This is a genomic window from Micromonospora sp. WMMD1128 (assembly GCF_027497235.1).
Classification (GTDB): Bacteria; Actinomycetota; Actinomycetes; order Mycobacteriales; family Micromonosporaceae; genus Micromonospora.
Window position 1 is genome coordinate 58,822 of the sequence record NZ_CP114902.1, and the last position, 19,008, is coordinate 77,829.

Annotated in this window: 18 protein-coding genes; 4 read left to right on the plus strand and 14 right to left on the minus strand. The window is 73.6% G+C overall.

The window, feature by feature from the left end:
* Positions 1-176: 176 nt before the first annotated feature.
* Together O7602_RS00305 and O7602_RS00310 are read left to right on the plus strand one after the other, a co-directional pair.
* The gene (locus O7602_RS00305; protein WP_281586230.1) at positions 177-1,031 is read left to right on the plus strand and encodes a helix-turn-helix transcriptional regulator; all 855 of its coding nucleotides are present in this window, start codon (positions 177-179) and stop codon (positions 1,029-1,031) included.
* Positions 1,028-1,213 (plus strand): DUF397 domain-containing protein, encoded by a 186-nt coding sequence (locus O7602_RS00310; protein ID WP_281586232.1) that lies wholly within the window; start codon positions 1,028-1,030, stop codon positions 1,211-1,213. Before O7602_RS00305 ends, O7602_RS00310 begins: the two co-directional genes overlap by 4 nt.
* Before the next feature lie 349 nt (positions 1,214-1,562).
* Here the strand turns inward: O7602_RS00310 and O7602_RS00315 are convergent, their stop codons facing one another.
* The 8 genes from O7602_RS00315 to O7602_RS00350 form a co-directional block, all read right to left on the minus strand.
* On the minus strand, positions 1,563-2,249 hold the full coding sequence (locus O7602_RS00315) for a hypothetical protein (RefSeq protein ID WP_281586234.1): 687 nt from the start codon (positions 2,247-2,249) through the stop codon (positions 1,563-1,565).
* A 51-nt stretch (positions 2,250-2,300) separates the two neighbouring features.
* On the minus strand, positions 2,301-3,464 hold the full coding sequence (locus tag O7602_RS00320; RefSeq protein WP_281586236.1) for an acyl-CoA dehydrogenase: 1,164 nt from the start codon (positions 3,462-3,464) through the stop codon (positions 2,301-2,303).
* Positions 3,461-5,482 (minus strand): biotin carboxylase N-terminal domain-containing protein, encoded by a 2,022-nt coding sequence (locus O7602_RS00325; RefSeq protein WP_281586238.1) that lies wholly within the window; start codon positions 5,480-5,482, stop codon positions 3,461-3,463. The genes O7602_RS00320 and O7602_RS00325 overlap by 4 nt, the downstream gene beginning before the upstream one ends.
* Before the next feature lie 68 nt (positions 5,483-5,550).
* Positions 5,551-7,152, minus strand: a complete 1,602-nt coding sequence (locus O7602_RS00330; RefSeq protein WP_281586240.1) for a carboxyl transferase domain-containing protein — start codon at positions 7,150-7,152, stop codon at positions 5,551-5,553.
* Positions 7,149-8,318 carry an acyl-CoA dehydrogenase family protein gene (locus O7602_RS00335; protein ID WP_281586242.1) on the minus strand — a complete coding sequence of 390 codons (1,170 nt, stop codon included), beginning with the start codon at positions 8,316-8,318 and terminating at the stop codon, positions 7,149-7,151. Before O7602_RS00335 ends, O7602_RS00330 begins: the two co-directional genes overlap by 4 nt.
* Positions 8,315-9,991 carry an acyclic terpene utilization AtuA family protein gene (locus O7602_RS00340; RefSeq protein WP_281586244.1) on the minus strand — a complete coding sequence of 559 codons (1,677 nt, stop codon included), beginning with the start codon at positions 9,989-9,991 and terminating at the stop codon, positions 8,315-8,317. Before O7602_RS00340 ends, O7602_RS00335 begins: the two co-directional genes overlap by 4 nt.
* Positions 9,988-10,782: a TIGR03084 family metal-binding protein gene (locus O7602_RS00345; protein WP_281586246.1), complete on the minus strand. Its 795-nt coding sequence runs from the start codon at positions 10,780-10,782 to the stop codon at positions 9,988-9,990. The genes O7602_RS00340 and O7602_RS00345 overlap by 4 nt, the downstream gene beginning before the upstream one ends.
* 37 nt (positions 10,783-10,819) lie before the next feature.
* The gene (locus O7602_RS00350) at positions 10,820-11,446 is read right to left on the minus strand and encodes a TetR/AcrR family transcriptional regulator (RefSeq protein WP_281586247.1); all 627 of its coding nucleotides are present in this window, start codon (positions 11,444-11,446) and stop codon (positions 10,820-10,822) included.
* A gap of 122 nt (positions 11,447-11,568) precedes the next feature.
* Between O7602_RS00350 and O7602_RS00355 the strand changes: the two genes are divergently transcribed.
* The gene (locus O7602_RS00355; RefSeq protein ID WP_281586249.1) at positions 11,569-13,608 is read left to right on the plus strand and encodes an aminotransferase class I/II-fold pyridoxal phosphate-dependent enzyme; all 2,040 of its coding nucleotides are present in this window, start codon (positions 11,569-11,571) and stop codon (positions 13,606-13,608) included.
* 10 nt (positions 13,609-13,618) lie between these two features.
* On the opposite strand, the gene O7602_RS00360 is transcribed toward O7602_RS00355, so the two are convergent.
* The 6 genes from O7602_RS00360 to O7602_RS00385 form a co-directional block, all read right to left on the minus strand.
* On the minus strand, positions 13,619-14,389 hold the full coding sequence (locus O7602_RS00360) for a class I SAM-dependent methyltransferase (RefSeq protein WP_281586251.1): 771 nt from the start codon (positions 14,387-14,389) through the stop codon (positions 13,619-13,621).
* Positions 14,390-14,393: 4 nt separating this feature from the next.
* Positions 14,394-15,461 carry a radical SAM protein gene (locus O7602_RS00365; protein WP_281586253.1) on the minus strand — a complete coding sequence of 356 codons (1,068 nt, stop codon included), beginning with the start codon at positions 15,459-15,461 and terminating at the stop codon, positions 14,394-14,396.
* A 2-nt stretch (positions 15,462-15,463) separates the two neighbouring features.
* On the minus strand, positions 15,464-16,321 hold the full coding sequence (locus O7602_RS00370; protein WP_281586255.1) for a methyltransferase domain-containing protein: 858 nt from the start codon (positions 16,319-16,321) through the stop codon (positions 15,464-15,466).
* On the minus strand, positions 16,318-16,812 hold the full coding sequence (locus O7602_RS00375; RefSeq protein ID WP_281586257.1) for a hypothetical protein: 495 nt from the start codon (positions 16,810-16,812) through the stop codon (positions 16,318-16,320). The genes O7602_RS00370 and O7602_RS00375 overlap by 4 nt, the downstream gene beginning before the upstream one ends.
* A 2-nt stretch (positions 16,813-16,814) precedes the next feature.
* A complete protein-coding gene (locus O7602_RS00380) occupies positions 16,815-17,276 on the minus strand; it encodes a glycosyltransferase (protein WP_281586259.1) in 462 nt (153 codons plus the stop codon).
* 156 nt (positions 17,277-17,432) lie between these two features.
* Positions 17,433-18,110: a Crp/Fnr family transcriptional regulator gene (locus O7602_RS00385; RefSeq protein WP_007073398.1), complete on the minus strand. Its 678-nt coding sequence runs from the start codon at positions 18,108-18,110 to the stop codon at positions 17,433-17,435.
* A 173-nt stretch (positions 18,111-18,283) separates the two neighbouring features.
* Between O7602_RS00385 and O7602_RS00390 the strand changes: the two genes are divergently transcribed.
* Positions 18,284-18,967 carry an adenosylcobinamide amidohydrolase gene (locus O7602_RS00390; RefSeq protein ID WP_281590024.1) on the plus strand — a complete coding sequence of 228 codons (684 nt, stop codon included), beginning with the start codon at positions 18,284-18,286 and terminating at the stop codon, positions 18,965-18,967.
* Positions 18,968-19,008: the final 41 nt, after the last annotated feature.

The following is a 19,008-nucleotide window of genomic DNA, read 5'->3' on the forward strand; positions in this document are numbered from 1 at the left end:
ACCACCACACCCAGGGTCATCGTTCGCTCACCGGATGAGATGTGCAATATTACATCTTGAATGAAACGGCCGAACGCATTTCACATCGACGCATTCGATTGCTCAGTGTGGCCGACAGGTGTTACATATCGAGCGGAGCTTTCGCCCGGTATGTAGTCGCGGAGGAGGAATGATCAATGACGACGGATGCCGGATCGACCGTCCCGAGACGACAACTCGGGCGGTACCTGCGGAAGCTCCGCGAGGAAGCGCGCATGACGGTCAAGGCGGCAGCCGACGCGCTTGAGTGGTCCACGCCGAAGATCTGGCGCATCGAGACCGGCGCGACGTCGATGCGCTCGCTCGACGTGGAGGCGATGTGCAGAATTTACCGAGCGTCACCGGATCTGACCGAGGCGCTGATGGGCCTCGCCAAGGAGACGAAAGGGCGCGGCTGGTGGCACTCCTACGGTGACGCCATCCCCGAGTGGTTCGAGCTGTACGTCGGGCTGGAAGCCGCCGCCGCTCGCCTCCGCACCTACGAGGCGCAACTCGTCCCCGGCCTGTTGCAGACCGAGTCATACGCCACCCGGGTCCTGGAAACAGCCCGACCGGACATGGGTCAGGGAGAAATCGAACGCCGCGTGGCTCTGCGCCTCGGTCGTCAGGCGCTGCTGACCCGAGTCGCGCCGCGTGCGCCCCAGTTCGACGTGCTGCTCGACGAGGCGGTCCTACGGCGGGACGTGGATCGGGAGCAGCTCCAACGTCTGGTCACTGTCGGCAGGCAGCCCAATATCGCGCTCCGGCTGATCCCCTTGGTTGCCGGCCTGCACCGAGGCAACATGACCAGCGGTACATTCACCATCCTCGACTTCGAGGGCGGAACAGAGCCGTCGCTCGTCTACTCCGACAGCCTGACCGGCGCGCTCTACCTCGACAAGCCAGGCGAGGTGACCACCTACGGGGAGGCGTGGGCCGCCATGGAGAAGCTGGCGCTCACCGAAGCGCAGTCCCGCAAACTCATCGCATCGATCGCGGAGGACCAGGCATGACCAGCCTCATCTGGAAGAAGAGCACGCGTAGCAACGAGGGAAACTGCGTCGAGGTTGCCACCCCGCCCCAGGTCGTCATGGTCCGCGACAGCAAGGACCGCCAGGGCCCGACGTTGGCCTTCACGTCCCCCAGTTGGACCGGCTTCGTCCAGGGCCTCAAATCGGGCACCTTCGACGCCTGAAGCGTCCTCCGCGCAGATCTTGGAAGCGGAGGGGGCCCCTCTGGGGGCCGTTTGCTTCCAAGTACCTGGTCTCGTCGGGACGCCGCGCAGGCGTGAAAACGGGCAACCGGCCGCACGGTGGCCTGCTCTCCGGCCGGGTCTCGTGCGAGGAAGCGCGGGCGGTGATCGTTTGGCCATGATCAACACCAGTTCGGTGAAGTGGTGGCATCGCCGGTGGTCGGATACCGCCACATCACCGAACTGGCGCCCGGCCTACCGACGTCTCCCGAGCACCGGGGGCATCAAGACGGCCAAACGGGTGCAAGCTGAGTCTGTTTACCGGTCAGATCTGCGCCGAGCCTGCGCCGGGTCAGCGCGTCTTGCGGAGCAGGTCGGCCGAGTTGGCTGCTTCGACCAACTCGTCGCCGAGGCGGGTTCCCGCGTGGGCCACCGCGGCTGCCCACAGCAGGTCCGTCGGGGTCTCGGAGGCCCACCAACGCTCCATCTCGCCTCTCGCCGGCTCCTCCGGCGCCGACCATCGCACGGTGTCCGCGAGGTGGCGGAGGGGCGCCTCGCCCGTCAGCTCCGCGAAGTCCGCCAGGTACGGGTCGAGGCCCAACCTCAGCTCGGCCACCGCGTTCAGCAGGTCCTCCGCCGGGTACGTGGACGGCCAAGACGTCAGCGTCCACCGCCACCAGGCGCGGAAGAAGTCCCCGACGGCGTCCCGCTCGGCCGGCGTCCAGCCCGCCCAGTGTCGGGCGATCCGGCGGGCCAGCGTGTCCGGCCAGGAGTGGTCGACCATCTCGCCGGCGGCGTAGGCGGTCAGCAGCCGGGGTGCCAGGTGCGGCAGCTCGCTCCCGTCACCCCAGGTGCCCGGGTTGGACAGGTAGCTGCCGAGTTGTTCCGGCGTCAGCGCGCGCAGCGGCGTACGCCGGAACCGGTCGACGTCCGCCGGGTCCACGCAGTGCTCGCACGCTGCCATATCGGACGGCATCGGATGCCCGGCGAACACGGCGTACAGCCGCTCACCCGCCCGCTCCACCGGATCCGCCCACACCCCGACAGTCTCCCCACCTCTCGCGACGGGCGTCGACCGGATAATCGCCGGTCAGTAGGACTTGTCCTGGCCGAGGACGTGCTGGGCGACGAAGTTGAGGATCATCTCGCGGCTCACCGGGGCGATCCGGCCGGCCCGCACCGCGCCGAGCAGCGTCGCCACCCCGTACTCCGTGGTCATGCCGGCCCCGCCGAGCGCCTGGACGGCGGTGTCCACGGCGAGCGCGGCGGCCTCGCCGGCCGCGTACTTGGCCATGTTGCCGGCGACGCCGGCCTCCAGGTCGCGGCCGGCGTCGTAGAGCGTGGCCGCCTTGTGGATCATCAGGCGGGCCAGCTCGACCTGCACGGCCGCGTGCGCGAGCGGGTGCGCGACGCCCTGGTGGGAGCCGATCGACCGGCCGCCCCAGACCTTGCGGGTGGCGGTGTAGTCGGACGCCTTCTCGATGGCGTAGCGGCCGGTGCCGGCGCCCATCGCGGCCACCGTGATGCGTTCCGGGTTGAGGCCGGCGAACAGCGCCGGCAGGCCGGCATCGAGCGACTCGCCGACGAGCGCGTCGGCGGGCAGCCGGACGTCGTCCAGGTAGAGCAGGAACTGGTTCTCCGGGGACAGGATCTCCATGTCCAGCTTCGACTTCTCCAGCCCCAGAGCGTCGGTCGGCACGATGAACAACGCCGGCTTGAGCTTTCCGGTGGCGGAGTCTTCGGTCCGGGCCACCACCAGCACGTGATCGGCCTCGTCCACGCCGGAGATGTAGACCTTGCGGCCGGTGAGCAGCCAGTCGTCGCCGTCGCGGCGGGCCACCGTGCCGAGCCGGTGGAAGTTCGAGCCGGCGTCCGGTTCGGTGATCGCGAAGACGATCTTCTGGGAGCCGTCGGCGAGGCCGGGCAGGTGCCGCTTGCGCTGCTCCTCCGTACCATGCTTGTGGATCACCGTGGCGGCGATGGCGGGGGAGACCACGAGCAGCAGCAGCGGGCAGCCCGCCGCGGCCAGCTCCTCGCAGACAAGCGCCAGCTCGGTGATGCCGCCGCCGCCACCGCCGTACTCGGTGGGGATGTTGACGCCGAGGTAGCCGAGCCGACCGGCCTCGTGCCACAGCTCGGTGGTGTGTTCGCCGGCTTTGGCTTTCGACACGAAGTAGGAGTGGCCGTACCTGCGGCCCAGCGCCCGGACGGCGTCGCGGAGCTGGTCCTGCTCGTCGGTGAGGTCGAAGTTCACTGCGGGTCCTCCTCGGGGTCGACCACGGCCAGCACGGCGCCCGTCTCCACCTGGCCGCCGGGCGGCACCGGCAGCCCCGCCACCACGCCGGCGGCCGGGGCGAGCACCTGATGTTCGAGCTTCATCGCTTCCAGCGTCAGTAGCAGGTCACCGGCGGCGACCCGCTGGCCGACCTCGACGTGCACCCGGGTCACCGCGCCGGGCAGCGGCGCGAGCAGCGACCCGGCCGCCAGCGCCACGGTGGGCGGGGGCAGCCGTGGCAGCTCGGTGAGGCTCGCCGCCCCGTCCGGGCCGTCCACGAAGACCGACGACCCCACCCGGTGTACGCGGAACGCGCGCCGCACCCCGTCGACGTCGAGCACCACCCGGTCCGGCGCGGCGCTCACCAGCTCCACCGGCGCCTGCGGCTCGCCGGGCTCGCCGGCTCCGGTGTTAATAGGGGCCCCTTCCTCTACCGAATCCGTTAAAAGGGGCCCCCGCCTTTCCCACTCGGCGAGGGCGCCGGTGCGGGTGAGGCGGTAGCTGATCTCGATGGTGGTGAAGCGGGTGAGCTGGGGGAGGGCGGGGACGTTGCGCCAGCCGGACGGCAGGCCCGCCAGCACCGGTGCGGCGGCCCGGCGCGCTGCCGCACCCGCCAGCGCCGCCGCCAGCGCGGCCACCGGAAGCTGGTCCGGCGGCAGCAGCGGGGCGAAGACCTCGGGGTGCCGGTCCAGGAAGCCGGTGTCCACGTCGGCGGCGGTGAACTCCGGGCTGCGCAGCACGCGCACCAGCAGATCCCGGTTGGTGGCCACGCCGTGCAACTCGGCCCGGGTCAGCGCGCCGGCCAGGGCGCGGGCCGCCTCGGCACGGGTGGGCGCCCAGGCGACAAGCTTCGCGAGCATCGAGTCGTAGTGCACGCTCACCGTCGAGCCGTCCACCACGCCCGAGTCCAGGCGCAGCCCGCGCGCCGGCCCGAACTCGGCGGCCACCCCGGGGATCGCGAACCGGTGCAGCGTGCCGGTCGCCGGGCGGAAGCCCTCGGCCGGTTCCTCGGCGCAGAGCCGCACCTCGATCGCGTGCCCCTCGGCGGGCGGCGTGGCCGGGACCGGCAGCGGCTCGCCCTCGGCCACGAGCAGTTGCAGCCGGACCAGGTCCAGCCCGGTGGTCAGCTCGGTGACCGGGTGTTCCACCTGGAGGCGGGTGTTCATCTCCAGGAAGTGCACCTGCCCGTCCGGCGCGAGCAGGAACTCCACAGTCCCCGCGCCCACGTAGTCGACCGCCCGCCCGGCCGCCACCGCCGCCTCGTGCAGGCGCGCCCGCACCCCGTCGGGCAGCACCCCCGGCGCCTCCTCGACGATCTTCTGGTGCCGGCGCTGGATCGAGCAGTCGCGTACCCCGAGCGCCATCACCGTGCCGTGGGTGTCGCCGAAGATCTGCACCTCGACGTGCCGGCCGCGTTCGACGTACCGCTCGATGAAGACCGTGCCGTCGCCGAACGCCGACGCCGCCTCGCGGCGCGCCCCCGCGACGGCCTCGGCCAGCCCGGCGGCGTCGCGGACGATCCGCATGCCCCGGCCGCCACCGCCCGCGGTGGCCTTGACCAGCACCGGGAAGGCGGTGACCTGGTCGGGGTCGGTCCAGGTGGGCAGCATCGGCACGCCCGCGTCGGCGAGCAGCGCCTTGGCCGCCATCTTGTCGCCCATCGCGGCGATCGCCTTGGCCGGCGGACCCACCCACGTCAGGCCGGCGTCGGTCACCGCGGCGGCGAACTCGGCGTTCTCGGCGAGGAAGCCGTAGCCGGGGTGGACCGCGTCCGCGCCGGCCCGCCGGGCCGCGTCCAGGATCAGGTCAATCCGCAGGTACGTCTCGACCGGCGTGTTCCCCGGGAGCCGGACCGCCTGGTCGGCCTCGGCGACGAACGGCGCGTCGGCGTCCGCGTCGGAGTGCACGGCCACGGTCGCCACGCCGAGCGCCCGGCAGGTGGCGAAGACCCGGCGGGCGATCTCCCCCCGGTTCGCCACGAGAAGCTTCGTGATCATTCGCGCTGAGCCTGCCTTTCGTTCGCGACTGCGGGACTCCGCTTCGCTGCGTTCCTCGCGCTCACAGGTCACATCCGGAAGACGCCGAAGCCGTCGGCGCCCCTCACCGGTCCGTTGTGGATCGCCGACAGGCAGAGCCCGAGGACGGTACGGGTGTCGCGGGGGTCGATCACCCCGTCGTCGTAGAGCCGGCCGGAGAGGAAAAGCGCCCCCGACTGCGACTCGATCTGCTGCTCGACCATCATCCGCATGGCCGCGTCGGAGTCCTCGTCGTAGTCGCGGCCCCGGGCGGCGGCTGCCTGCCGGGCGACGATCGACAGCACGCCGGCCAACTGCGCCGGCCCCATCACCGCCGACTTCGCGTTCGGCCAGGTGAACAGGAACCTCGGCTCGTACGCCCGACCGCACATGCCGTAGTTGCCGGCGCCGTAGGAGGCGCCCAGGTTGACGGTCAGGTGCGGCACCGTCGAGTTCGACACCGCGTTGATCATCAGCGCGCCGTGCTTGATGATGCCGCGCTGCTCGTACTCGGTGCCGACCATGTAGCCGGTGGTGTTCTGGAGGAAGACGAGCGGAGTGTCGGCCGCGTTGGCGAGCTGGATGAACTGGGTCGCCTTCTGCGCCTCCTCGCTGAACAACACGCCCCGGGCGTTCGCCAGCACGCCGACCGGCCAGCCGTGCAGCTCGCCCCAACCGGTCACCAGCGCGGTGCCGTAGCCGGGCTTGAACTCGTCGAACGCGCTGTCGTCGAGCACCCGGGCGAGGACCTCGCGCGGGTCGAACGGTACCTTCAGGTCGGCGCTGGCGAGGCCGAGCAGCTCCTCCGGGTCGTACCGGGGTGGCAGCGGGGACAAGGTGCGCGGCGGCGGGCCGTGCTTGCGCCAGTTGAGCCGGCGTACGCACTGGCGGGCCAGCCGGATCCCGTCCCGTTCGTCCTCGGCGAGGAAGTCGGCCAGGCCGGACGTGGTGGCGTGCATCGCCGCGCCGCCGAGTGACTCGTCGTCGGTGACCTCGCCGGTGGCCATCTTCACCAGCGGCGGTCCGGCCAGGTAGACCTGCGACCGGTCCCGGATCATGATGGTGAAGTCGGACATGCCGGGCACGTACGCGCCGCCGGCAGTGGCGTTGCCGAAGACCACGCTCACCGTGGGGATCTTCGCCTTGGAGAGCCGGGTCAGGTCGCGGAACACCCGCCCGCCGGGAATGAAGATCTCCGCCTGGCTGGGCAGGTCCGCGCCGGCCGACTCGACCAGGTTCACCATCGGCAGCCGGTTCGCGAGCGCGATCTCACCCGCCCGCCGGGTCTTCGCCAGCGACCACGGGTTGACCGCGCCGCCGCGTACCGTCGGGTCGTTCGCCACGATCAGGCACTCCACGCCCTCGACCACGCCGATGCCGGTCACGGTGCTGGCGCCCACCGGGAAGTCGGTGCCGTACGCGGCCGCCGGCGACAGCTCCAGGAACGGGCTGTCCGGGTCGAGCAGCAACTCGATTCGTTCCCGGGGGAGCAGCTTGCCGCGCTTGTGGTGCCGGGTCACGTACTTCTCGCCGCCGCCGGCCCGCGCCTGGTCGAGCGCCGCCTCCAGTTCGGCGAGGCGTTCCCGCAGCGCCTCCCGGTTGGCCGCGAACGCCGGCGCCGACGGGTCGATCGTGCTCTGGAGAACGGTCACAGGCCCATGCCCTTCGCGATGATCTCGTTCATGATCTCGGTGGTGCCGCCGCCGATGCCGAGGATCCGGGCGTCCCGGTAGTGCCGTTCCACCTCGGCGTCGCGCAGGTAGCCGAACCCGCCGTGCAGTTGCAGCGCGGCGTCGACCACGTGGTCGCAGGCAGCCACCGCCACGTTTTTCGCCATCGCCACCTCGGTCACCACCGGCTGCCCCGCGGCGACGCGCTCCGCGACCTCGTGCACGTACGCCCGGGCCGCCTCGGCGCGGGTGTGCATCTCGGCCAGCCGGTGCCGGACGAGCTGCCGGCCGGCGAGCGGGCGGCCGAACGTGGAGCGGTCCCGGCACCACCGCACCGCCAGGTCGACGCAGCGCTGCGCGGTCGCGTACGCCTGCGTGGCGAGCGAGAGCCGCTCGGTGGCGAACTGCTGCATGATGGCCAGGAAGGCGGTGTCCTCCGGCCCGACCCGGTTCGTCACCGGCACCCGGACGTCGACGAAGGACAGCTCGGCGGTGTCCGAGCAGTGCCAGCCCAGCTTCTCCAGCCGACGGCCCACGGTGAACCCGGGCGTGCCCTTGTCGATCACCAGTAGGCTCAGCGAGCCCGACCCGGGGAAGTCGGTGCAGACCGCGGTGGTCACGAAGTCCGCCCGGACGCCGCTGGTGATGTAGGTCTTCGACCCGTTCACCACGTAGTGGTCGCCGTCGCGTACCGCGCAGGTGCGGATCGCCGCCACGTCCGAGCCGCCGTCCGGTTCGGTGATCGCCAGCGCGCCGATCATGGTGCCGGCCAGCGTCGGCCGTACGTAGGTGTCGATGAGGTGCTGCGGACCGCCGGCGCCCGAGCCGGCCGTGTCGCCGCAGGCGGCGACGATGTGCGGCAGCGCGATGCCGTGCGTGAACAGCGCCGCGACCAGCCCGGACGAGCCGCCCGAGCGGATGATCTCCTCGGTGACGACGATCGAGTCGAGCAGGTCGCCCCCGCTGCCGCCGACCGACTCGGGGAAGCCGACGCCGAGCAGCCCGATCTTCGCGGCGGTCTCGTGCAACGACCGGGGCACCTCGCCGGCCCGCTCCCAGCCGGCCAGGTGGGGCAGCACCTCCCGGGTGACGAAGGCGCGGGTCAGCTCGCGGAGCTGGCGTCGTTCGGGGGTGTCCACGAGGGTCATGCCGGCACCTCCGCCGGCAGGTCGACCACCCGGGCGCGGAGCAGCTCGCCCAGCGCCTTGGCCTGCGGGTCGAACCGGGTGGACGCGGCCACGCCCGGCCCCAGCAGTCCCCGGATCACGAAGTTGACCGCGCGCAGGTTCGGCAGCTCGTACCGCTCCACGGCAAGCGTCGCCGTCTCCGGCAGCAGGTCCGCCAGCCGCTCGACGGTGAGCCAGCCGCGCAGCCAGTCCCAGGTGGCGTCCGTCCGGGCCCACACGCCGAGGTTGGCGTCCCCACCCTTGTCGCCCGAGCGCGCTCCCACCACCTCCCCCAACGCTCCGCGCCGGCTGAGGTGTAAGGCGGGGGCCCCGCTTAACGCATTCGGTAGAGGCGGGGGCCCCGCCAATCGTTTCGTCGTGGGCGGCGGCGGGATCGGGACGCGCTCGCCGGACGGGAGCACCGCCACGTGCTCCACCGCGTCCTGCGCGACGGTGTCGGCGGTGAACACGCCGTACGGCGTCGCGTCGCCGGGCAGCGTGGTCAACGTGCAGCCCGGGTAGGAGGCGAGCGCCAGCTCCACCGCGGCGGTCGAGAACGCCCGCCCGGCCCGCGCCCGGTCGCCGTCCCGCAGGTGTACGTGCAGCAGCGCGCTCGCCGCCTCGGTGTCGGCGGCGTCCGGGTGGTCGGTGCGGGCCAGCGTGAACTCCAGCCCGTCGACGCCGACCGCCTCCTCCACCTGGCCCCGGACCAGGGCCGCCTTGGCCGGGATGTCCAGCCCGCACAGCACGAACGTCATCGAGTTGCGGAAGCCGCCCAGGTTGTTGACGCCCACCTTCAGCGTGTCCGGCGGCGGCGTGCCGCGCACCCCGGAGACCCGGACCCGGTCCGGCCCCTCCTGCTCCAGGCGCACCGTGTCCAGCCGGGTCACCACGTCCGGCCCGAGATAGTCCGGCCCGCCCACCTCGTACAGCAGTTGGGCGGTGACCGTCTCGACGGTGACCGCGCCACCGGTGCCCGGGTGTTTGGTGAGCACCGACGACCCGTCCGGGTGCAGCTCGGCGATCGGGAAGCCGGGCCGGTGCCCGCCGTCCGGCAGCTCGGTGAAGAAGCTGAAGTTGCCGCCGGTGACCTGCGCCCCACACTCGATCAGGTGCCCGGCGACTGTCGCCCCGGCCAGCGCGTCGAGGTCGTCGCGGGTCCAGCCGAAGCGGGCGATCGCCGGCCCCACCGTCAGGGAGGCGTCGGTGACCCGCCCGGTGACCACCACGTCCGCGCCCGCGTCGAGGCAGGCCGCGATCCCGAACGCGCCCAGGTACGCGTTCGCGGTGAGCGCGTCCGGTCGGGGGAGCGCGTCGCCCTCCACGTACCCGACCCGCACGTCGAGGCCGAGCCGCGCGGCGAGCGACCGGACCGCGTCGGCCAGGCCGCCCGGGTTGAGGCCGCCGGCGTTCGTGACAAGGGTGACCCCGCGCTCCAGCGCGGTGCCGAGCACGCCCTCCAGTTGCCGCAGGAACGTCTTCGCGTAGCCGAGCGACGGGTCACGCATCCGGTCCCGGCCGAGGATCAGCATGGTCAACTCGGCCAGGTAGTCGCCGGTCAGCACGTCCAACTCACCGCCGTCGAGCATCTCCCGCCAGGCGGCGAACCGGTCGCCGTAGAAGCCGGAGGCGTTGCCGACCCGCAGCGCGCTCATAGGTGCGCCCCGCTCGCCGGCTGCCGCTTGTCGCCGGGCGGCCCGGCGAACGCCTGGGCCACGTCCAGCCACTCGTCGGCGACCGGACCGGTCGCGACCAGGGCCAGGTCGGCGCGGTGCCGCCGCTGCGTCACCAGCAGGCAGAAGTCGAGCGCCGGCCCGGTCACCCGGTCGGCGGCGTCCGCCGGCCCGAACGCCCAGACCTCGTCGCCGGCGGGCGCGGCCAGCTCGACCCGGACCGGGTCCGCCGGCACCGCGCGGCCGTGCGCGGCGAAGCCGTGCCCGAGGGTACGGAAGCCGAGGTACGCGATGTGCCGCAGCCGGGCGGTCGGGGTGCGGGTGACGCCGAGCGCGTCGGCGACGTCCTCGCCGTGCGCCCAGGTCTCCATGAGCCGGGCGGTGGCCATCGAGGTGGGCGACATCCGGGTCCCGTACCAGGGCAGCTTCTCGCCGGCCGGGGCGGCGGCCAGGGCCGCCGCGAGCGCGGACCGGCCGTCCCGCCAGCGGGTCAGCAGCGCGTCAGGCGGAGCGAGGAACGCCTCGGCGCCGTCCTCGACCAGGCGGGACAGGTCCGGCGCGGCGGTGACCGAGGCGAAGAACGCCGACTCGTCGGTGGCGGCCAGGTGGGCCACGTGGTCGGTCCAGGCCAGGTGCGCGATCTGGTGCGCGACGGTCCAGCCCGCTGCGGGGGTGGATCGGGTCCAGCCCTCCGGGGGTAACCCGCTGACGAGAGCGTCGAGCTGGTCGGACTCGGCGGCGAGATCCGCGAGCAGTGCGGTCAGGTCGACCATGGGGCCTCCGCAGGGTGGGCCGGTCAGGGGCGTCGAATCAGTGCGGCCCGTCGTCGGTGTCGGGGGTGAGGAGCGTGGCGAGCTGGCGTTTCCAGGTGTGCAGCAGCGCCGCGCGGCGGGTCGAGTCGTCGTTGAGCAGGTTTGCCACGCCCAGCCCGCGAAGCAGGTCGAGGGTGGCCTGCACCGCCTCGCGGACGCCGGGGCGGCGTTCGTCGACGTCGAGCAGCTCGACGGTGAGTCTGTGCATCTCCCGGCCCACCGTGGCCTCCAGCGGGACGAGCGCGCCGCGCAGCTCGGCGTCGGTGCGGGCGGCGACCCAGAGTTCGAGGGCGGCGACGAAGAGCGGCCCGGTGAAGGCCGCGCCGAGTAGGTCGATCACCCGGTCCAGTCGTTGCGGGCCGGGCGGCAGCGCGTCCGCCTCGGTGCGCAGCTCGACCGCCCGGCGCTCGGCGAGGTGGCCGACGGCGGCGGTGACGAGCGCGGCCCTGGTGGGGTAGTGGTGGAGCTGCGCGCCCCGGGAGACACCGGCGCGGGCGGCCACCACGGTGGTGGTGGTGCCGGACCAGCCGTGCTCCACCAGGCATTCGACGGTCGCCTCCAGCAGCCGGGCCTGGGTGGCGCGGCTGCGTTCCTGCTGCGGGACGCGGGTCGGTGCGGCGGGCACGGGGACAGCCTCCCGTCCCGGAAACAAACAGTCAAGACTGACTTTTTCTCGGGCCGACATCCGACACCTCCGGCGGCCGGATTCGGCGATACTGTGCTCCGTTCACGGGGAGGGCACGAGACATGGATCAATTCGTGCTGGTCGGCGGCTCCGGATTCCTCGGCACCGCCACCGCCGAGGCATTGCTGGCCGCCGGGGCGCGGGTCACCACCGTGGACCGCCATCCGCCGGCCGAGGCGCACACCGCCGCCGGCCTCGACTGGATCCCGGTGGACCTGCTCACCGACGACCCGCCCGAGCTGCCGCCCGGCATCGTCGTGGTGCTGCTCGGCGCCAGCGAGCCGCGTCCCCGCCGGCCCTGGACGCTGCCGCTCGACAACGCCGTCAGCACCGCCCGGCTGCTGCCCCGCCTCGCCGGCCGGCGGGTGGTGCTGACCTCGTCCGTCGAGGTGTACGGCGCGGTGGCCGGGCCACTGACCGAGGACACCGCGCCCGAGCTGGCGTGGACCGTCGAGGAGATCGACGACTGGTGCGCGCGGGCCCGCGAGCTGGCCCGGACGCCCTGCCCACCCTGGCGGTCCGCCCCGCTGGCCCGCGCCATGGCCGACGCCGATCCCACCGGCCGCTGGACGTACGCGATGGCGAAGCTCGCCCAGGAACGGCTCGTCGCCGGCGCGGTCGACCCCGATCGGCTGACCGTGCTCCGGCTCGCGAACGTGGTCGGCGCGGGACAGCACCGGGTCGCCACCCGGCTGGTCCGCCGGGCCCGCCAGGGGTTGCCGCTGCCGGTCACCGCGGACGCCGTCCGCAGCTTCCTGCCCGCCGGCGCGCTCGCCCGGATGCTGCTCGACGGGATCGGCCCCGGCGTCTGGAACGTCGGCGGGGAGCCGGTGCCCCTCACCGACCTCGCCACCTGGATCCGGGACCTGTGCGGCTCGTCGTCGCCGCTGCGGACCGTACCCCGCTCCACGCCGGACAGCTCCGGGCTGGTGGTCACCGACAGGCTGGCCGCCGCCGGCCACCGGATCGGTCCGCTCCGCCCGCACCTGGCGGCGCTGGTCGCCGAGGTGGACGCCGACCGGACCCCGCTGTTCCGGCCGCCGCTGCCGGTGGTCGTGCCGCCCCCGCCGGCCAACCCCGAGCTGGTGGCCGCCCGCCAGCAGGAGGCGCTCGCCAGCGGCGAGGTCAAGCACGGCAACCGGTGGACGCGCGAGCTGACCGAACGACTGGGCAAGGAACTGGAACTCGACGACGACCACCGGGTCCTTGTCACCGCGTCCGGCACCGCCGCGTTGCGGATCATGGTGGCCGCCACCGTCGGCCCGGCCCGCCCCGGCGACGTGGCGGTGCTGCCGTCGTACACCTTTCCCGCGACCGCGGAGATCCTGGTCCAACTCGGGTACGCGCTGCGCTTCGCCGACGTGGACGCCGCGACCTGGACGCTCGATCCGGCGGCCGTCGCCACCGCGATCGGGCGCGGCGGCGTACGGGTGGTGCTCGGCGTCGACACCTTCGGCAACCCGTGCGACTACCCGGCCCTGCGTGCGGTCTGCGACGCGGCCGGGGTGGCGCTGCTTGCCGACTCCGCCGCCGCCCTCGGCAGCCTGCACCAGGGACGCCCGGTGGCGCAGCAGGCGCTCGCCCACTCGTACTCGATGAGTTTCGCCAAGGTGGTCTCGGCCGGTGGGGCCGGCGGCGCCCTGGTGTTGCCCGCCGACGCCGCCGAGGCGGTGCTCGCCGCGCCCGCCGGCTGGACCCGCTCGGAGCTGATGAACGAGTTGCACGCCGTCGTCGCGGTCGACCAGCTTGCGGAACTGGACACGCTGGTCCGCCGACGGGTCGAGGTGGCCGAGGTGTACGCGGACGCCGCGCGCGCCCTGCCGGTGGAGTTCCAGCAGGTCCGCCCCGGGGACCGGCACTGCTGGGTGCACTGGGTGGCCCGGGTCGCCGAGCGGGACCTGGTGGCGGCGGAGCTGGCCGCCCTCGGTGTGCAGACCAAGCCCTACTTCGCGGCCATCCACCGGGGCCCGCTCGGCGGCGGCGAACCACTGCCGGTGACCGACCGGCTGGACGCCGAGGCGCTGGCCCTGCCCATGTCCTCGGAACTCACCGTGGAGCAGGCCGAACGGGTCGTCGCCGCGCTGCGCCGCTGCCTGGACTGACGCCCGCGCCTCAGACCGGGGCGCGGCGGCCGGTCACCAGCAGTTGCTTGCCGGCGTCGGCGAGGACCGGGTCATCGCCGAGCCGGCGCTCCAGCGCCAGCAGCGCCTCCGGGTCGGCGGCGAGTCGCGCGGCCAGCCCCGCGCGACCCAGCGGCCCGGCGCTCACCAGCAACCCGGCGCTGCGGACCTCGACCAGGCCGGCGGCGGCGAACGCGGCCTCCAGCCGGGCGCGGTCCAGCAGGTGCAGGTCGGCGGCGTGCCCGTCGGCCCGCCACACACCCCGACGCCGGGCCAACCGGTCCACCGCCTCCTCGCCCCGGCCCGCGCCGACCAGCTCCAGCACCAGGCCGACGAGCGAGTCGACGAGCACGGCAAGCACCCCACCCGGGCGCAACCAACCGGCCAGGTGCCGGACCGCCCGCTCGGGATCGGCGGTGTACTGCAGGGAACCCATGGCCAGCACCGCACCGGCCGTGGCGGGCAGCGTCACCTCCGTCATCGAGCCCTCGACCAGAGTGAAACCGGGACCTGGCGGGCGGCGGCGCAGCTCGGCGATCATCCCCGGGGCCTGCTCCACACCTGTCACCGGGTGGCCCAGGTCGAGCAACCGCCGAGCCCAGCGGCCCACCCCGCAGCCGGCGTCCACCACCGGCGCGTCCGGCGGCAGCAGCGCCCGCACCCGCTCCCACGCCAGGTCGTCGTAGGCGCGCCGGTGCGGCACCGCGAAGTGCTCCTCGTAGCCGGGGGCCAGCGCGTCGTACAGCGGCTGGCTCGGGCGCATCGGCTCAGACAAGGCTGCGCCGCCCGCGCCGCCACTGCCGGTCGGCCAGATAGGTGCCGGGTCGCCAGCGCAGGTTGAGGCTGTAGTTGCTGCCGCAGCCGACGCACTCCTTGCGGAACAGCCGCGCGTGCTCGGCGCGGTATTCCGGGGCGTCGACGATCTCGGCGATCGGCCGCTGCCGGACCGAGGCGGTCGGGTCGTGCGCCCAGCAGCCGCCGATCTCGCCCCGGGAGTGCACCATCAGCTTGAGCTGCGACTCGGCGCACGGCAGGTCACGTTGCACCAGGTCGTCGAAGTGCCCGCGCAGGTAGCGCAGCTCCGAGTAGCGCGGCAGCCACCGCCGGTCGGCCCGGGCCATCGCCTCCAGCTCGGCCAGCGCCGCGTCGAGCCGGTCGCCGGCCACGTCGGTCTGCCCGGTGACCGCGTCGGTGCGGAACAGGAACGTCCGGTCGGTGACCAGGTTGAGATAGAGCGTCACGCCCAGCTCCTGGGCCAGCGCCGCGATGCCGGGCAGGCTGTCCACATTGTCCCGCATCACGGTGAAGTTCATCCGCACCTTCAGGCCGAGCCGGTCGCGCTCCGCGATCAGGTTGCGCAGGTGGCGGGTGGTCGTCTCGAACGCGCCGAGCCGGCCCCGGATCCGGTCGTGCACCAACGCCGTCGGCCCGTCGACGGAGACGTTGAAGCTGCGTACGCCCGCGGCGAGCACCTCGGCGAGGACGGGCGGGGTGAGCCGGATGCCGTTGGTGTTCAGGTGCATGTGGCGTACGCCCACCTCGCGGGCGTACGCCATCAGGGCCAGCGCGTCCGGCCGGATCAACGGCTCGCCGCCGGTGAAGTTGACCTTGTGGATGCGCAGCGCGACGAGTTGCCGCAGGACGTCCCGCCACTCCTCGGTCGACAACTCGCCCTTGGTGTTCGTGGTCCAGCAGCCGCAGCTCGTGCAGCGCAGGTTGCAGTTGTCGGTGAGGAACAGCTCGGCGACGAGCGGTCGTACGTGCAGCCGGGGGGCGACCCGTTCCTTGACCGCGAGCCGGCCGAAGAACCAGGCCAGCCGTGCGGTGTCGGCCATGCTCACGGGCACCTCCGGTCGGTGTCGGTGTCGGTCTCGCGCACGGGCGTGTCCGGGCGCTTCCGGGCGACGACGAAGAGGTTGGCCGAGCGGAAGAGCCGGCCGTCGAGGTGGATGCCGCGCTCCAACAGCCGGCGCAGCGACCCGCCGGTGAGCAGCGCCGGGATCTGCAACCACCGCCAGAACAGGTTCGCGCCGGTGACCGTGGTCGGCGCGAAGCCCGCCGCGCGCAGGAGGTCGAGCAGCTCCCCGGTGCGGTAGTTGGTGTGCCGGTCCCGGCCGACCGACATGTCGCCGCGCAGGTCGTCGGAGAGATCGGCGAACCGGCTGTGCCACACCTGCGACCCGAACCGCCACGAGTAGATCCGGCGGTGCAGCCGGGGGAAGTCGAACTTCGCATTGTCCGGGTCGAGGAAACTGAAGACGTGCCGGCGCGGCACGGTCAGCACCAGCAGCCCGCCGGGGGCGAGCACCCGGTGCGTCTCGGCGAGCAGCGCGGCCTCGTCCGGCACGTGCTCCAGCACGTCGAGCAGGCTCACCGAGTCGAAGCGACAGTCGGGGAACGGCAACGGCCCGCCGACCCGGAGCCGGTGCAGTGGCAGGCCCGGGTGGCGGGCGGCCAGCCCGGCGAGGTAGCCCGGGTGCGGGTCGGCGCCCTCGCAGCTCACCGTGCCGTGCTCGTGCAGCGTGCCGAGGAAGTCACCGGGACCGCAGCCCAGGTCGAGGTGCCGGCCGGTGCGACCGGCGAGCGCCGCCCAGGCGAACGCGTACCGGCGCAGCGGATGGGTGGCGAACGGCTGCCGGGTCGCCTCGTCGGCCCGGCTCGTCGGCCCGGTTCGGCGCTCGTCGGCCCGGCTCATCGGACCAGCCGGGCGCAGAGCGCGTCGAGCGTGGCGACAAGCCGTTCGTCGTCGACCGCGTCGGGCAGCGGCCGTTCGACGAGCAACAGCCGCTGCCGCTCCGGGTGCCCGGCCACCACGGCCGGCAGGTCGGCCACGTCCCACACCGCGACCACCCGACCCGTGCGCTCCTCCGCGCGCAGGTAGGAGACCTGGTGGTCGTTGCCCATCTCGCCCCGTGCGGCCTCCCGGGCCACCGCGACCGGCACCCGGCCGAGGCGCTGGACCAGCCGGACGGTGTTGCCCGCGTGGGTGATCACCACGTCGGCGGCGGCCAGCCGCTCCCGCAGGTCGTCCAGGGGTAGGAACGCCTCGTGCGGGCACGGCGGTGTCACGGTCGAGGTGCCGGTCTGGACGAACACGTCGTGCGCGGCGCAGAGCGGCGCGACGGCGGCGACCAGGCGGTCGAACGGCCACGGACCCATGCCGACGGTGACCAGGACGCGGGCCATGCTCAGTAGAGCTCACCGATGAGCACCGCGCGGGGCCGGGAGGCCAGCAGGGCGGGCCGCTGGACCAGCACCGCGGCGGCGAGCCGGGAACAGAGCCGGGCGGCGGCCCCGGCGGGCCCGGTCATGTTGAACGTCTCCAGCCACAGCGACGGCACCCGGAGCAGGCGGGCGGCGAGGAAGACTCCCACCGCCACTCCGGTGCCGGCCGACACCACCACGTCGGGTCGCTCCCGGCGCAGCAGACGCAGGGCCCGCCAGGTCGCCGGCACCACCCGGAGCCGGGTGCGCGTCGACAGCTCGGGCTGCCAGTGCACCCGCTGCCCGGCCAGCGCGACCTCGGTGTCGGGGGCGCGGACCGCCACCCAGACCGGGTCGTGCCGCTCCCACCAGGGGCGCAGTGCGAGCAGGTCCAGCAGGACGCCGCCGCTGCTGGAGACGAGGAGTATCCGGTAACGCCGGCCCATCACGCCACGCTATCGCAGAGTCGCGGATCGGGGCGGCCCGGTCCAGGATGGACGGTCGTCGGCAGCCGTCCCGGGGACCGAAGGCGGTGAGGAGGTCGGGACCGGCCCGGGCCGCGCGGGGCGGACCGGGCCGGAGCGAATCGGGGGCCGGGAGGGTCAGACCCGCGCGCGGCGGGCCAGGCGCTCCGGGTCGAGGATGATGATGCTCTTGCCGTCCAGTCGCAGCCAGCCGCGTGAGGCGAAGTCGGCGAGCGCCTTGTTGACGGTCTCCCGGGAGGCGCCGACGAGCTGGGCGATCTCCTCCTGGGTGAGGTCGTGGGTCACCCGCAGCACGCCGCCGTCGCGGGTGCCGAACCGGCCGGCCATCTGGAGCAGGTTCTTGGCGACCCGGCCCGGCACGTCGGTGAAGATCAGGTCGGCGAGTGAGTCGTTGGTCCGGCGCAGCCTGCGGGCCAGCACCCGGAGCAGCTGCTCGGCGATCTCCGGGCGGTTGTTGAGCCACGGCCGCAGGGCCTGCTTGCGCAGCCGGACCAGCCGGGTGTCGGTGACCGCGGTGGCGGTCGCCGTCCGCGGGCCGGGGTCGAACAGCGACAGCTCGCCGACCATGTCCGACGGGCCCATCACGGCGATCAGGTTCTGCCGGCCGTCCGCCGCGCGGCGACCGACCTTGATCTTGCCGGACAGGAGGATGTAGAGACTGTCTCCGGGCTCGCCCTCGTTGAAGACGACCTCGCCCTTGCGGACCTCGATCGTCTCCATCTCCTTGGCGAGCGCCTCGGCAGCCTCCGGGTCAACGCCCTGGAAGATCCCGCTGCGGGCCAGTACCTCGTCCATCGCGCACCTCCGCCTGCGCGTGCCGTCCGTCGGCCGGGTCCGCCGTCCGCTGATCCCTCGCGCGCCGCCAGTCTAGGCGCACGTGAGCAGGAATCGGAGGTGCACCCCTGGATCTCGCTCCCTGGTCCGGGCCGGCGCCACCCCTGCCCACCTGTGATCGTAGGGTGACCGGCGTGCTGGGTGAGCCGATCCTTACCAGCCGGTCGGAGGCCGGGTGGGACATTCCGCTGTTGGTCTGGCGGGCCGCCACGCCGTTGCTCGCGGTCGGCTCCGCCCCGCTGGGCGGGGGGATCGGCGTCCGGGGGTGGGTGGTGAACGCGACCGTGCCGATGTCGTACGACCGGGACGACCCCGCCGCCCACCTGGCCGGGCTGGCCCGCGATCTCGACCTGGACGGACCCGGGGTCGGGCTGCTGACCGGCGTGGACGTGAGCGAGGTGGTGCGCCGGGCGGACGGTGGTGTCCGGGTCTGGGCGACGGTCGGCCTGGGCGCCCCGGTGTGGGCCGCCGCGCCCGCCCCCGCCGCCGTGACGGACCCCGCCGCCGCGACGGCCCGGCGCGTCGGCACGGTCAACATCGTCGTGTACGTGCCGGCCCGGCTCGGGGACGCGGCCCTGGTTAACGCGGTGGCCACGGCCACCGAGGCGAAGGCGCAGGCGATCTGGGAGCTGGGGCTGCCGGCCACCGGGACCGCCACCGACGCGGTGACCGTGCTCTGCCCGGCCGACGGCGAGCCGGCCCCGTACGGCGGCCCGCGCTCGGCGTGGGGCGCACCGCTGGCCCGCGCCGTGCACGCCGCGGTGCGCGACGGCGGCGCCGGCACGGTGGTGCCGTGGTCCGACCGGCGGGCAGGCTGACGTGCGCGGGCGACTACTCCGGCCATTCGGCCCTCGTCGCG

Excerpts from the sequence above, each read along its gene's own strand:
- O7602_RS00305 (WP_281586230.1), top strand. The coding sequence starts at position 177 with ATGACGACGGATGCCGGATCGACCGTCCCGAGACGACAACTCGGGCGG.
- O7602_RS00310 (WP_281586232.1), top strand. The coding sequence starts at position 1,028 with ATGACCAGCCTCATCTGGAAGAAGAGCACGCGTAGCAACGAGGGAAAC.
- O7602_RS00325 (WP_281586238.1), bottom strand. The coding sequence starts at position 5,482 with ATGATCACGAAGCTTCTCGTGGCGAACCGGGGGGAGATCGCCCGCCGG.
- O7602_RS00335 (WP_281586242.1), bottom strand. The coding sequence starts at position 8,318 with ATGACCCTCGTGGACACCCCCGAACGACGCCAGCTCCGCGAGCTGACC.
- O7602_RS00340 (WP_281586244.1), bottom strand. The coding sequence starts at position 9,991 with ATGAGCGCGCTGCGGGTCGGCAACGCCTCCGGCTTCTACGGCGACCGG.
- O7602_RS00345 (WP_281586246.1), bottom strand. The coding sequence starts at position 10,782 with ATGGTCGACCTGACCGCACTGCTCGCGGATCTCGCCGCCGAGTCCGAC.
- O7602_RS00355 (WP_281586249.1), top strand. The coding sequence starts at position 11,569 with ATGGATCAATTCGTGCTGGTCGGCGGCTCCGGATTCCTCGGCACCGCC.
- O7602_RS00360 (WP_281586251.1), bottom strand. The coding sequence starts at position 14,389 with ATGCGCCCGAGCCAGCCGCTGTACGACGCGCTGGCCCCCGGCTACGAG.
- O7602_RS00365 (WP_281586253.1), bottom strand. The coding sequence starts at position 15,461 with ATGGCCGACACCGCACGGCTGGCCTGGTTCTTCGGCCGGCTCGCGGTC.
- O7602_RS00370 (WP_281586255.1), bottom strand. The coding sequence starts at position 16,321 with ATGAGCCGGGCCGACGAGCGCCGAACCGGGCCGACGAGCCGGGCCGAC.
- O7602_RS00375 (WP_281586257.1), bottom strand. The coding sequence starts at position 16,812 with ATGGCCCGCGTCCTGGTCACCGTCGGCATGGGTCCGTGGCCGTTCGAC.
- O7602_RS00380 (WP_281586259.1), bottom strand. The coding sequence starts at position 17,276 with ATGGGCCGGCGTTACCGGATACTCCTCGTCTCCAGCAGCGGCGGCGTC.
- O7602_RS00385 (WP_007073398.1), bottom strand. The coding sequence starts at position 18,110 with ATGGACGAGGTACTGGCCCGCAGCGGGATCTTCCAGGGCGTTGACCCG.